At 70.4% G+C, this 13,154-nt stretch carries 11 protein-coding genes; 7 read left to right on the top strand and 4 right to left on the bottom strand.

Annotation, left to right across the window (positions count from 1 at the left end):
* The first annotated feature begins 15 nt into the window (after positions 1 to 15).
* Together H5965_RS40595 and H5965_RS40590 are read left to right on the top strand one after the other, a co-directional pair.
* Positions 16 to 627 (top strand): NAD(P)H-dependent oxidoreductase, encoded by a 612-nt coding sequence (locus H5965_RS40595; RefSeq protein ID WP_310976386.1) that lies wholly within the window; start codon positions 16 to 18, stop codon positions 625 to 627.
* Positions 627 to 941 (top strand): multidrug efflux SMR transporter, encoded by a 315-nt coding sequence (locus tag H5965_RS40590; RefSeq protein ID WP_310976385.1) that lies wholly within the window; start codon positions 627 to 629, stop codon positions 939 to 941. Before H5965_RS40595 ends, H5965_RS40590 begins: the two co-directional genes overlap by 1 nt.
* On the opposite strand, the gene H5965_RS40585 is transcribed toward H5965_RS40590, so the two are convergent.
* Complete coding sequence (locus H5965_RS40585) at positions 931 to 2,943, bottom strand: prolyl oligopeptidase family serine peptidase (protein ID WP_310976384.1); 2,013 nt, start codon at positions 2,941 to 2,943, stop codon at positions 931 to 933. The genes H5965_RS40590 and H5965_RS40585 overlap by 11 nt on opposite strands.
* A 112-nt stretch (positions 2,944 to 3,055) precedes the next feature.
* Between H5965_RS40585 and H5965_RS40580 the strand changes: the two genes are divergently transcribed.
* Positions 3,056 to 4,033: a neutral zinc metallopeptidase gene (locus H5965_RS40580; RefSeq protein ID WP_310976383.1), complete on the top strand. Its 978-nt coding sequence runs from the start codon at positions 3,056 to 3,058 to the stop codon at positions 4,031 to 4,033.
* Here H5965_RS40580 and H5965_RS40575 read toward each other — a convergent pair.
* Positions 4,026 to 4,598 carry a TIGR03086 family metal-binding protein gene (locus H5965_RS40575; protein ID WP_310976382.1) on the bottom strand — a complete coding sequence of 191 codons (573 nt, stop codon included), beginning with the start codon at positions 4,596 to 4,598 and terminating at the stop codon, positions 4,026 to 4,028. The genes H5965_RS40580 and H5965_RS40575 overlap by 8 nt on opposite strands.
* A gap of 83 nt (positions 4,599 to 4,681) precedes the next feature.
* Here H5965_RS40575 and H5965_RS40570 point away from each other — a divergent pair, with 83 nt between their 5' ends.
* The 3 genes from H5965_RS40570 to H5965_RS40560 all read left to right on the top strand — a co-directional run bounded on the left by H5965_RS40570 (position 4,682) and on the right by H5965_RS40560 (position 7,065).
* Positions 4,682 to 6,088, top strand: a complete 1,407-nt coding sequence (locus H5965_RS40570; protein ID WP_310976381.1) for a PLP-dependent aminotransferase family protein — start codon at positions 4,682 to 4,684, stop codon at positions 6,086 to 6,088.
* The gene (locus H5965_RS40565; RefSeq protein WP_310976380.1) at positions 6,085 to 6,531 is read left to right on the top strand and encodes a hypothetical protein; all 447 of its coding nucleotides are present in this window, start codon (positions 6,085 to 6,087) and stop codon (positions 6,529 to 6,531) included. Before H5965_RS40570 ends, H5965_RS40565 begins: the two co-directional genes overlap by 4 nt.
* A gap of 102 nt (positions 6,532 to 6,633) precedes the next feature.
* The gene (locus H5965_RS40560) at positions 6,634 to 7,065 is read left to right on the top strand and encodes a CBS domain-containing protein (protein ID WP_310976379.1); all 432 of its coding nucleotides are present in this window, start codon (positions 6,634 to 6,636) and stop codon (positions 7,063 to 7,065) included.
* Positions 7,066 to 7,115: 50 nt separating this feature from the next.
* On the opposite strand, the gene H5965_RS40555 is transcribed toward H5965_RS40560, so the two are convergent.
* Positions 7,116 to 10,682 (bottom strand): toll/interleukin-1 receptor domain-containing protein, encoded by a 3,567-nt coding sequence (locus H5965_RS40555; RefSeq protein WP_310976378.1) that lies wholly within the window; start codon positions 10,680 to 10,682, stop codon positions 7,116 to 7,118.
* A gap of 240 nt (positions 10,683 to 10,922) precedes the next feature.
* Between H5965_RS40555 and H5965_RS40550 the strand changes: the two genes are divergently transcribed.
* A complete protein-coding gene (locus tag H5965_RS40550; RefSeq protein WP_310976377.1) occupies positions 10,923 to 11,570 on the top strand; it encodes a hypothetical protein in 648 nt (215 codons plus the stop codon).
* A 9-nt stretch (positions 11,571 to 11,579) separates the two neighbouring features.
* Here H5965_RS40550 and H5965_RS40545 read toward each other — a convergent pair whose 3' ends face one another.
* Entirely contained in the window at positions 11,580 to 13,139 is a 1,560-nt protein-coding gene (locus H5965_RS40545) for a DUF4139 domain-containing protein (RefSeq protein WP_310976376.1), read from the bottom strand.
* Positions 13,140 to 13,154 lie beyond the last annotated feature (15 nt).

Raw genomic sequence — 13,154 nt, 5'->3', positions numbered from 1 at the left:
ACTTGAGGAGGAATCGTGCCCCACCTGCTGCACCTCGACTCCAGCGCCCGCCGCTCGTCGTTCTCGCGCGAACTGTCCGCCCGGTACGCCGCCGGCTGGACCGGCACCCGGACCTACCGCGACCTCGCCGCCGATCCGGTCCCGGTGATCGGTGAGGCCTGGACGGAAATCTGCGACGCCCTGCTCGCAACCGGGATCACCGACCCCGCGCACTACGCCGACGTCGTCGAGACGCCGGAGCAGAAGCGGGCCTGGGCGATCGTCGAGCCGGTCCTGGCCGAGCTGCTCGAAGCCGACGTCGTCCTGATCGGCGCGCCGATGTACAACTTCTCGATCCCGGCCGCCCTGAAGGCGTGGATCGATCAGGTGACGTTCCCGAAGATGGACCTGAGCGGCAAGAAGTTCGTCATCGCCGGCGCCCGAGGGGGCACGTACGCGGAAGGGACGCCGCGAGCCCCCTTCGACCACCACGAGCGCTACCTGCGGGACTTCATCGCCGGGCACTACGGCGTCGACGACGTCCGGTTCGTGCACGCCGAGCTGACCAACGCCCTGGTCGACCCGCACCTCGCCGCGCGCGATGGCGAGCGGAGGAAGTCGCTCGAAGCGGCCCGGACGGCGTTCTGATGGGCTGGGTGACGCTCGTCTGCGCCGGGCTCGTCGAAGTCGCCTGGTCGCAGAGCATCAAACCGACGGAGAACTTCACCCGGCCGTGGCCGACGCTCCTGTGCTTCGTGCTCGGCGCCGCCGCCGTCTACCTGCTGTCGCGCGCGATGGACACCGTCCCGGTGGGCACCGCCTACGCGGTGTTCACCGGGATCGGTGCCGTCGGCGCGATCGTGCTCGGCGTCGTCGTCACCAAGGACCCGCTCAGCGTCGGCCGGGTGGCCGCGCTGGCCCTGATCGTCGGCGGCGTCGTGCTCGCGCGGGTCACTTCGTGAGCTGCTCCCACAGGAATTCGAACACCAGCGCCCACTTGAACGCCAGCTGCTCGTTGTCGGCCGCGGCACCGTGGCCGCCTTCGATGTTCTCGTGATACCGGACGTCGTGCCCCTGCTCACGCATCCGCGCCACCATCTTGCGGGCGTGGGCGGGGTGCACGCGGTCGTCGCGCGTCGACGTCACGAACAACGACGGCGGATACGTGCGTCCACTGTGGACGTTCTGATACGGGGAGTACCGGGAGATGTACTCCCATTCTGCGGCCTCGTCGGGGTCGCCGTACTCGGCCATCCACGACGCGCCGGCCAGCAGCAGGTGGTAGCGGCGCATGTCCAGCAGCGGCACCTGGCTGACGATCGCGCCGAACCGGTCCGGGTAGCGCGTCAGCATCACGCCCATCAGCAGGCCGCCGTTGCTGCCGCCCTGGATGCCGAGCCGCGACGGCGTCGTGATGCCCCGCGAGACCAGGTCCGCGGCCACCGCGGCGAAGTCCTCGTACACGCGGTGGCGCTCGGCCTTGATCGCCTGGGTGTGCCAGCCGGGCCCGTACTCGCCGCCGCCGCGGATGTTCGCGACCACGTACGTGCCGCCGCGGGCCAGCCAGCCGCGGCCGATCATGCCGCTGTAGGACGGCGTCAGCGAGATTTCGAAGCCGCCGTAGCCGGTCAGCAGCGTCGGGCCACCCTCGGCGCCGGACGGCCGGACGACGAAGTACGGGATCTTCGTGCCGTCCTCCGACGTCGCGAAGTACTGCGCCACGCTCATGCCCGAAGCGTCGAAGAACGCCGGGGCCTGCTTCAGCACTTCGACCTCTTCGCCGACGTGGCCGTAGCTCAACGTCGACGGCTGCAGGAAGCCACTGGAGTCGATCAGGTACTCGTCGCTGACGTCGGGGTCGGTGTCGAAGATGTCCGCGCTGCCGAACTCGGGCCCGCCGGCGAGGGGCTCCTCGGTCCAGGCGCCGGGCCCGGGCGTCAGGGTGCGCAGCTCGCTGCGGACGTCGCGCAGCGTGCCGAGCAGCAGGTGGTGGCGCGTCCAGGCCCAGTACTCGAGCGAGGTGTGCTCGTCGGGGGTGAACAGCGTCGTGAAGTTCCGCTCGCCGGCCATGAAGGCGTCGAAGAGGATGGCGATCAGGGAGCCCGCCGGGTGCTCGGTGCCGCCGACGGTCCACGCCGTCCGCGGCCGCACGAGCAACCACTCGCGGTGCACGGACGTGCTCGCGTCGTCCGGGACGTCGATCTTGACCAGCCCGGACGGCGTCTTCAGGTGCAGTTCCGAACGGTAGAAGTCGATCGCGCGGCTGACGAAGTCGCGTTCGAAGCCTTCGGTCGGGTCGTGGGACGCGCCGATCGAGACGTCGTCGGGCTTGCCCTCGAAGACCGTGACGGCTTCGGAGAGCGGCGTGCCGCGGCGCCACTCCTTGGCCAGCCGCGGGTACCCGGAGCTGGTCAGCGAGCCCGGGCCGAAGTCCGTTCCGATGTAGACGCGGTCTTCGTCGATCCAGCCGATCCGCGTCTTGGCCTCCGGGACGGTGAACCCGTCCGCGACGAACTCGTGCGCGTCCAGGTCGAATTCGCGGACCACCGTGGCGTCCGCGCCGCCGCGGGACAGCTCGACCAGGCCGCGCCGGTAGCCCGGCCGCAGCACGGTCGCGCCCTGCCAGACCCAGTTCTCGCCCTCGGCCTCGGCCAGCGCGTCGACGTCGAGCAGCAGCTCCCACTCGGGCTCGGCCTGCCGGTAGGACTCCAGCGTCGTCCGCCGCCACAGGCCGCGCGGGTGGCTCGCGTCCTGCCAGAAGTTGTAGAGGAACTCGCCGCGGCGGCGGACGTACGGGATCCGGTCGTCGGCGTCGAGCACCTCGCGCAGCTCGTCACGCAGTTCGGCGAACCGCGCGCCGGTGGTCAGCTCGGCCAGCGTCTCGTCGTTGCGGGTGCGCACCCAGTCCAGCGCTTCGTCGCCGGTCACGTCTTCCAGCCACAGGTAAGGATCCTCCACACTCATGCCGACAGTCTCGCCCGGCTGACGGCCTCGAGGCCACCCGGTGGCGTGTTCGTTTCGTGATCCCTGCCTCCCGGGGTGTCCGTATGCTGGTGCCACACAGCAGGGGGAGACCGTGAACGACGCCGAACCGCCATGGCCGGGGACGGCCCGGCCACCGGAACCCGCGTGGGTGCCGGAGCCGAACCCGTGGGCACCCAACTGGGCGGCGGCTCCGCCCGTCCCCATCGCGCCGCCGCGCAATCGGCTCTGGGGTGCCGTCACCGGAGTGCTGATCGTCGTCGTGTCCGTCTCGCTGATCGCGGCCACCATCCCGCGCCGGGTGGACGGCCGCGCGTTCGCCGCGCAGGGCGCCGATACCGGCCGGGCGTACGGCGACACCGGGAAGCCCCCGAAGGCCGTGCCGGAGCTGGCGCGCAACCCTCTGCTCGGCGACGGCATCAGCCCCGGCCCTGCGACCTGCACCCTGCCCGATCTCGGCCGGGCGGCCGAACAGCTCAAGGCCTACTACACCGCGCTCGTCACCTGCCTGGAGCAGTCGTGGCGCCCGGCGCTGGAGAAGGCGAACGAGCCGACGCTCACCGCCACCGTGTCGGTGACGCTGCCGGAACACAGCTCGTGCGGTGAGGCGCCGACGGAGAACGAAGCCGTCGCCTACTACTGCGGCGGCGACACGACGATCTACGCCCCGACCGACTGGATGCTGTCGGACGCCGGGCTCAACAAGGCCCGGCACATCGCGACGATCGCCCACGAATACGGCCACCACGTGCAGCGCGAGAGCGGCATCCTGTCCGCGGCGGCGGACAAGATGACCTCGCCGGACGAGAACAGCACGGCCGACAAGGAGGTCGTGCGCCGGATCGAACTGCAGGCGAACTGCTTCGGCGCGCTGTTCCTGACCGCCGTCGCCGGCTCGGGCTCGATCAGCCGGTCGCTGGCGAACGCCGCGGTCGCCGACTACGGCCGGGCCAACGACAGCGACACCCACGGCTCGCGCGAGCACCAGCTGTCCTGGGCGAAGGCCGGTTACGACGGCAAGGTGACGAAGGCCTGCAACACGTGGAGCGCCCCGGCCGACGAGGTCAGCTGACGGCCCAGGCGGGGTCGCGGCCGAGCAGGGCGAGGAACCGGTCGAGGGGGCTCGCGTCCGCGGGGACGTCGACGCTGGGGGCGAACGAGCCGTTTTTCTCGCGGGCTTCGTCCGGGATCCGCTCGGCCAGCTTCGTGGCGATGTACACGGCTTCGGCGTCCGGCTCGTAGGGCAGGCCGAGCGTGCGGGCCAGGTCCCAGCCGTGCGCGACCGTGTCGACCAGGTGCATGTGCGCGGCGATCGAGCCGGGGAACGTGCCGAAGTGGTTGATGGTGAGCTGCCGCTCGAGCACGGCGTCGCCCGCGAAGGCGTCGAGGAAGTCCTCGACGGACGCCCGGTACGCGGCGTGGGCGTCGTCGCCGAGGGAGCCGGCGTCCCAGTCCGGTGCCGAGCCTTCGCGGGCCGCCGTCGCGAAGGCGTGGTTCTCGCTGACCTGGTGGCGGAGCAGATCGGCGAGCGTCCAGCCGGCGCACGGGGTGGGGCGGGCGAGGTCGGCGGGGGTGACGCCGGCGACCAGCTTGTCGAGGAGGAGCAGGGTGCGGCGGTCGAGTTCGCGGAGATCCATACCGGGCACGTTAGGCGGGCCAGCGGACCACGAACAGTGCCAAATCCGCCGCAACCTTTGTGGGCCAATCTAGACTGGCGCCGGTGGAGATCCACATCGACCTGACCGGGACGCGCGGCCACCGCGACGCGATCTACCGGCAGCTGCGCGCGGCGATCCTGGCGGGGCGGATCCGGCCCGGCGAGGCGCTGCCGCCCACCCGTGAACTCGCGCAGCGGCTGGCGGTCTCCCGGACGACGGTCAGCGCGGCCTACGACCGGCTCACCGCCGAAGGGTTCCTCGCCGGGCGCGTCGGCGCGGGCACGTTCGTCACGGCTTCGCCGGTTTCCGCCGAGCCGGTGCCGGACGTCGCGGGCGTGCGGCCGCTGCCGGAGTGGGACGCCGTCCCGTCGCCGCCCGCGCCGTTCGCCCCGGCGCCGGAGTTCGACTTCCGGCCGGGCGTCCCCGACCTCTCGCTGTTCCCGTTCGACACCTGGCGGCGGCTGATCACGCAGCGGCTGCGGGCCGGCCAGGCCGACCTGATGACCTACGGCGACCCGCAGGGGCACGCCGGGTTGCGCGCCGAAATCGCCCGCCACATCGGCGTCTCGCGGGACGTCCGAGCGAGTGCGGCGCAGGTCGTCGTCACCGCCGGCGCCCAGCAGACGACCGACCTCGTCGCGCGGGTTCTGCTGCGAGCCGGCGACTTCGCCGCCGTCGAGGACCCCGGCTACCCGCCGCCGCGGCTGGTGCTCGGCGCGCGCGGTGTCCGGGTCGCCCCGGTGCCGGTGGACGCCTTCGGCATCGTCGTCGACGCCATCCCGGCGGGGACGCGGCTGGTGTACGTGACGCCGTCGCACCAGTACCCGCTCGGCCTGTCGATGTCGCTGGACCGCCGGCTCGAGCTGCTCGACTGGGCCGAGCGCAACGACGCGGTGCTCGTCGAGGACGACTACGACACCGAGTTCCGCTACACCGGACGGCCGCTGGAACCGTTGCACAGCTTGGATTCCCGCGGCCGGGTCGTGTACGTCGGCTCGTTCTCGAAGGTGCTCTCGCCGGCGTTGCGGCTGGGGTTTCTCATCGCGCCGCCGTCGCTGGTGCCCGCGCTCGTGAAGGCCCGTTACCTCACCGACTGGCACGCGCCGAACGTCGAACAGGCGGCGCTGGCGGCGTTCATGGCCGAGGGCGGCTTCGCCCGGCACGTCCGGCGGATGCGGAAGGTCTACCGCGCCCGGCACGAACTGCTGGGCCGGGCGCTGGGTGCGTTCGACTTCTTGACGCCGTTGCCGTCTTCGGCGGGCTTGCACCTCAGCGCGGTCGCGGCGGCCGACTGCGGCCCGCTGGTGCGCGCCGCCCGCCGTCACGGCGTCCGGCTGTACTCGCTGGGGGACTTCGGGGTGGGGGAGCGGCGGCACGGGCTCGTGTTCGGTTACGGTGCGGTCGCGGCCGAGCGGATCGAGCCCGGGCTGGCCCGGCTGCGGGCACTGGCGGACGAAGGAGCGGCATGACCGACGACGTGATGGTGGCGATCGACGCCGGTCTGCGGCAGCACATCGGCGGCGACCGCGCCGGCGCGTACGCGACCTTCGCGGGGCTGTGGGCTTCGATCGGCGAAGACGGCGACCCGCTGCACCGCGTCGCACTGGCCCACCACATGGCCGACGTCTGCGACGACCCGGCCGAGGAACTCGAGTGGGACCTGCGGGCCCTGGCCGCGGCCGATTCGCTGACCGACTCGCGAGCCCAGGAGTACCACTCGTCCCTGGCCGTGCGCGGCTTCTACCCGTCGCTGCACCTCAACCTGGGCGAGGACTACCGCAAGCTCGGCGACCTGCCCGCGGCCCGCGAACAGCTGGCGCTGGCCCGCGCACGCCTCGACGCCCTCGGCGACGACGACTACGCGGCCGGGATCCGGCTGGCCCTGGACGGCCTGGCCGAACGGCTCGGCTGAATCGGTACGAATACCACGAAGACGCCCCGTTTGCCGGACTTTCGCGGGACGCCAGGGGGCCCTAACCTGTGGTGATCCAGCTCACCGACGGGAAGGATCGCCATGCGGATTGCGGATCTGCTGCGCAAGAAGGGGTCGGCGGTCGCGACGGTCACCCCCGAGACGACGGTGACCACGCTGCTGGCCGGACTGGCCGAACACAACGTCGGCGCAATGGTGGTCGTCGCCCCGGACGGCGCCATCGCGGGCATCGTCTCCGAACGCGACGTCGTGCGGCGCCTGAACGACCACGGCCCCGGCCTGCTCGACGGCCCGGTCTCGGAGATCATGACGAAACTGGTGGCGAGCTGCACCCCGGACGATTCGGTGGACCAGCTGTCGGTCCTGATGACGGAGCGGCGCATCCGCCACGTCCCGGTCCTCGCCGACGGCCGGCTGGCCGGCATCGTGTCCATCGGGGACGTCGTGAAGAACCGGATGGAACAGCTGGAGCAGAGCCAGGAACAGCTCCAGGCCTACATCTCGCAGGGTTAGTGCGCGCACCGCGGGTGCTCGCCGGAGTCTTCGGCGAGCACCCGTTGCCGTCACGGCACTCGCGAGTCGCCGACCCGCTCACGGATGCTGAGCCGCGGATCCGTGGTCAGGATCTTGCGGATTCGCGTGTGTTCCGGCCGGTCGGTGAGGGCGTCGGCCAGGCTGGCCCGCACGATCCGTGCCGGATCACGCGCCAACGACACTCCCGGCTCCGGATCGGTCGGTGCTTGAGCCCACAGTACGGCAGCTAGCGCCCGGACGTGCTCATTCACATGAGTGGCCAGAAGGTCGGGCGGAAGATCGTCCGGAGATGACCGCACCACCAGCAACGTCCGAACGATTTTCATGATCTCGACCTCGTCCGGCCGGGCGAGAAGCCGGATCGCGTGCCGCCGGACCAGTTTCCGGTCGTCGTCCGTGGTGGCCAGGCGTGCACACGTCTGGACGGCCGCGTCGACGACGGTGTCCGGACCCATGTCGACCCGCATGGCGCTCAACGGGTGCCGCATTCCCGCCATCAGGAGATCGTGCCCGCTGAGCGGCTGGTCGTCGCCCATCAGCGGCCGTACGGCTTCGAAGGCACGCTTGCGTTCTTCGGAAGACAGGTCCGGCGCGATGCCGGCCAGCTCGTCGAGGGTGCCTCGCCTGTTCGCGATGCCCTCGTCGGCGTCGAGTGCCCTGCACACCAACGCGGACACGAGCTCGGACCTGACCTCGTCGTCGAGGAGCTCGGAGGTGGCGACCATCCAGGTGTTGTAGCCCCAAATCGACATGACGCCCGGCTGTGGACGTGTGCGACCGAGCGTCGCCCGCGCCGCGGTGGCCACTCGCTCGCGGAGCCGTTCCGTGCTGACGCCGATTCTGACCAAGATGGATTGAGCCCAGCGGTTCCCCGTCTCGGCCGGGCCGAGTAGCACGGCCTTGGCCCGATCCAGGTGCCGTTCCAGCACAGTCAACCCGGCGATCAACGCCTTTCCGCCGAAGTCCTCATTCAAGACGGCGCCCTCGAGCAGCTGCTGGACGGCGACATCGGCCAAGCCGGGCTGACGTTCGGCGATCCCGATCAGCAGTCGGGCGTGATCGGAGTCGGTGCGCCGACCGGTCTTGTCGTCCCTGGGCAGCCACGGTTCGGTAGCGGTCAGCGCGCGGCGTGCCTGGGACTCCGTCATGCGTGGGCAAAGGGCCACGAGCACCTTCGTGCCTCGCGTTACCAGATTGCTGAAGAGGGTGGGCCGCGGACCGCGTCCCTCGATGACATCGAGGGCGACCTCGATCCAGGCTTCCGCGTCTTCCTTGTCGAGAAGATCGCCCACCACGGCAGCGACCTCGAGCGCGGCACCGAGTTGGCCGGCCGTCCGTCCGGCGACCTGGATCGGCCAGCCCAACGTCGCGTCGGGCAGGGCCGCGGCGGCCTCTCCGGCGGTCTTCCCGGCCTCGGCGCGGACCAACTCCCGCAGACCGGCGAGTGGCTCTTCGTTCTTCTGCAGCACTGAACCGAGAAGTTCGGACGTCTCATTCTCGCCGACGAGGTCCGCTCGGACGATGGCCTTCCACCTCCACTGGGTGAGCAGCCGTACTGCCCGCCGGCCGCCCTTCCCCTCGGTGACGCTCCGGAGCGCTCGTTCTTCGATCGTCGGGCTGCCCGGCAAGCGGTGTGACCAGGTACCGTTCCGTAGGTGCTGCGCGAACGGGTGTTCCGCGTCTCCAGTTGCGAAGAAAGTGCCGCCGCGCACGCGAAGCGCTCTGAGCGCATAAAGCCAGTCGGCTGCTTCGTCGGTCATCCGCTCGGTGAGGGCTCGGGTGATTGCGTCCTGGTACGCGCGGATCGCTCCCTCGAATTCTTTGGTGAACGACAGGGCACGCGCTTTCCGAGCCAGCACCCACGCGCGATGCTCCGGACCGAACTGGCCGGCCCGGTCGTCCAGGTCCGTCCACTTCCCGGTCACGTCCGCCACGCACATGCCCAGCCGCACCACCAGGTCTTCCTCGCGGGAGCCTCGAAGAGGCAGCGGAAGAGCCAGCTCGGCAAGCCGTTCGACACGCTGCTCGACCACCGCGGTCTCGCCTTCCGCGATCGCGTGTTCCGCCAGGAAGACGGCCGCGTCGAGCAAGTGCGGATCGTCCGGCTCTAGTTTGTCGAAAGGATCCGCGAAGTGGTCACCGATGCCCGCGAGCCCGGTGAGGACGCCCTCCGCGGCGCGGACGGCGGCGAGGGCCCGGCCGTACCGGCAGTCCTCGGCGTGCTTCGCCTTCGCCTCGTCGAAGAGCGAAGAATGCTCGGTCGAGTCGCCGGTCCCGTTCACCGACTTCCACACCAGTTCGAGGCGGACCGCTGCGCCCTCGTCGAGCGAGCCCGCCTGAATCAAGGCTTGTGCCTGCCTCGAACGGATGTCATAGGCGTGCACGTCGAAGCCCGCGTCAGTCAGGGCGTCGGCGATCCTGCCGTACTCGGTGGCCGCGGCGGCCGGATCGGTCTTGGCTTTCGCATCGGCCGCGGAGCCGTCTTTGTCGAGCCCGAGGTGCCGCAGAGGCCCCTGCAGCACGGCGTTGGACAGAACGTCGCGGTCTGTGCTGGGTAGCGGATCCGCCGTCGAGGTGGGTGGGTAAGCCTTTGAATTGCTGCTCCGGAACTCCGGCACCGAACGGCAGATCACCGAGGCATAGGCCTGCGCGAACGCGGAGGTCGTCCCGGCCGCTTCGAAGGCCGCGCGTACTTCATCTTGCCGAAGAGGCGGAAGCCGCACCGGGTCGGAATCCAGGAGGCGGCCGGGCCCGGTTGGCAGCAGAACCCGGTGGCCTCGGGTGAGAGCCGCATCGACGTCGGGGCTCTGGTGACAAGGCACCAGAACGCACGGTTTGCCGATGGCCACGCATCGCGCCCACGCCTCGGCGTCGTGCGCGAGGATCGTCCGCGGGCCGCCGTCCGGCTTGTCGGCGGCGAAGACGGCGGCGACGAACGCCAGGGCGAGCTCGTCCGATTCGGCCTGGACGACCGTGGCGACGGCGGCCCCGGTGGCCCGTGTGCGGACGATGTCGGCCTCCGCGGCCCTGCCGGCCAGCAGCACGCCCGCCGGCAAGGCCGGATCCGTCGCCTGGGACCATCTCGTCCACCATGCTGTCAGGTCTTCGCTGCCCGGAAGAACAAGAGCGCCGAGTTCGGGAACTTCGCCGATCAGCTCGTTCACCAAGCGATCGAAATCCTGAGGCGAACTGCGCCGGTTAACCGTGCGGTACTGGTGGTCGAGCAGTCCCTGGATGTCTGCGGGCAGCTTGTCACGTCGAGGCAGGGCAGAATCGACGAGGAGCGGGACGACGCGTTTTCCCGCCTCCAGCGCCAGTCGGATCTCGCGGTGAACCCAGTCGCCCGGCTTGCGCAGCTTCCGGCGATTACGCCAACTGAGCCAGCGTTCCCCGATGACCACGATCAACACCGCACACTGGGCGAGCGCGTCTTCGATTTCCTTGGCGTACCGGCTTCCGGCCGCGGCTTCCTGGGAGACGTGGAAGACCTCGGAACGCCCGAGTCTGGCTTTCAAGTGGCCCGCGAACGAAGCGGCGAATGCCGCCTCGTCGCCGACTCGGTAGTTCACGAAAACAGAGCCGTTGAACGCGCTCATCCAGTTCCCTTCCCTGGCCGATCGACTGGCTCATGGTCCAGGACGCCGGGAAGTTTCCGCTACTTTACGGATGAGTAGGCAACGGGAAACACCTGCCGGCGCTCGACCGGTCGCGTCACCCTGGCCGAAGTCTGTTCACCGGCTTCGGAGGAGTCCGCCATGAGGTCGAAATCGCCTTCCCGGACCCTGCATGAAATCCGGGATCGATGCCTTGCGGTCATCTCCGCTTCAGGAGCACACGTGGAAGGCTGGTCGCTCTCCGAGGATTTGCCAGACCGGAAGCTCTCCTTGGTCGAGCTGGTCGAGCTGGCCCGGTCGACGACCACGACCTCGGACGCGAAGGCGGCGATCTGGGCAGAAGCGGTCCGCCGCACGCAGACGGAACCACGGCTATGGTTGCCGGTGGCCGTGGCCATGATGGCGCCGGAACTGTCTTTCATGACCCGGCAGTTCGTCGACGAAAACGGAGCGGATTCCGAAGACGTACTGGGGGATCTCTTTCTCGGCTTCCTCGAAGCCCTGCGTGGCGCGGACCCCGACATGCGCAGGCTACTGACCCATCTCAAACGCGTGACCCGGGCCAGGGCGACCCAGCCGTCGGTCGGACGCGTTGCCGGTTACGGAGCCATACCGGCAGTTCGTGCGGTGCCGTTGTCGTCTCCGGCCGGGCACGTCGATCTGGTACTCGCTGATGCGGTGGAGCATCATTTTCTGACCCGCGCCGAAGCGGAACTCATCGCCCGGACCCACTTCGAAAAACTCGCGTTGTCGGTCGTGGCTCGGGAGCTCGGGTTCCCGCCGGGGCAGGCGGCCGCGGCGCGGTATCACGCCGAGCGCAAGCTGATCGAGTTCATCCACCGCGTGGGCACCTGGTCGGTTCATCGGTGAACCAGCCGCTCATTCCCGCCAGCCCGCAAGCTCCACACCCTTGGCGACATCGACCCGATAGGACAGGGTCACCGTCTTGCTCTCCCCGGGCGCCAGCGTCAGCTTCCACGTGAACTCGCCCAGCTCCGACGTCTCCGCCGGTTCGGGCGAGGTGCGAACGTCCTTCACCGTGATCGTGTCGTCCCGCGAAACCGGCGCCTGATCCAGCACCGCGACCACTGCTTCCCGCGGCCCGTGGTTGCCGACCGAAATCCGGTACTCCGCTTCACGCCGCTTCTGCCCCGACAGCGTCGCCTTGGATGCCGTCCGCCGCACCAGTTCCCGCTCGATCCGGATCCGGTCGTCGACCCCCAACGCCAGTTCCAGGTCCTCCCCGGGCGCCCACGGCTCGAGCACGGTCGTCCCGACGAACTCCGCGTCGTGGAACACCGAAGCCCGGCCGGGCCGCAGGGCGTGCTCCGACGAATTCACCACCGTCGCCCGCAAGTACGCCTCCTCCGCGAGCACCGGCGCGGTGACGTACCCGAGCGACGCCGTCAGCGAAAGCTGCGCCAGCGTGGTCCGGTGGCCGGAAGCCCCGGACGGCACCGCGACCGGCCTCGATGGCCGGTAGGTGACCGCGGTCGTGCCCTGCTCGACCGACGCGAGTTTCGGTGCCAGCGACGCCGAGGACGCCGAGGACGCCGCGAAGTCCCTCCGCACGCCTTCGGGAGCGGCACCCGCTGCGCCGTAGGCCGCCGCGGGTGCGGCCGGGACCGGGCGGACCCGATCCAGATACCACGGCTGCAGTTCCGGCACCACCACCGACACCGCGGGCCGGGCCGTCGACAGCGCCAGCTCGCACTCCGGCCAGTCCTCGCCGGTGTACTGGCTGACGAGCCCGTACGAGACCACGGTGACGTCGGTGCCGCGCACCCGGATGTCGTACCCCGGTTCCCAGCTCGCGCCGGGGACCACATAGGACAGTTCCAGCTCGGCTTCCGCGGTGGCGTCCGAGATCTCCAGCTCCACGGTCACCGACGTGCTGTCCCGCCCGGTCTGCGCGCCCTGCGCCTCGATCCGCCGGTCGAGCGCGGCGAGGTCGTCGCGCAGCCGGGCGATCCGCTCGCTCAGCACCCGGCGCGCCTTCAACGCCGAGGCCAGCCGCGCACTCAGCGCGTCCGTCACCTCCGCGACGCGCGAAGGTTCGGCGGTGCCGGCCGCGAGGGCTTTCGCGAAGCTGCCGCCGCTGCGCTTCGCGAGCGAAGTCAGCAGATCGACCTTCATCGTCTCGGCCGCTTCGTCGTCCAGGACGCCGTCGAGCGTGGCCTGGTCGGCCCGCCGTTGCTCGACGAGCTCCTGCAACGCCGGGTCGGCCGGCTCGGCGTGCCACTCGGTGCGCACGTCGACGCCGGTGATCAGCGCGGGCCCGGTGCCGGTGACGCGCACCGAGCCCGGGTCGAGGGCCGGGGGCAGCCCGGCGAAGGTGAGGCGCGGACCGCCGTCGAGCGGAGCCTTGCCCCGGCGGGTGATCCGCGCCTGCTGCGGGTAGACGGTCACGGCGGTGATCGGCGCTTCGACGGTCGGCATGCCTCCGACGTTAGT

Origin of the sequence: Amycolatopsis sp. 505 (genome assembly GCF_031625235.1) — a bacterium.
Taxonomy (GTDB): Bacteria; Actinomycetota; Actinomycetes; order Mycobacteriales; family Pseudonocardiaceae; genus Amycolatopsis.
Note: the sequence above shows the minus strand (reverse complement) of the source record. Positions and strands in the feature narration are given on the sequence as shown.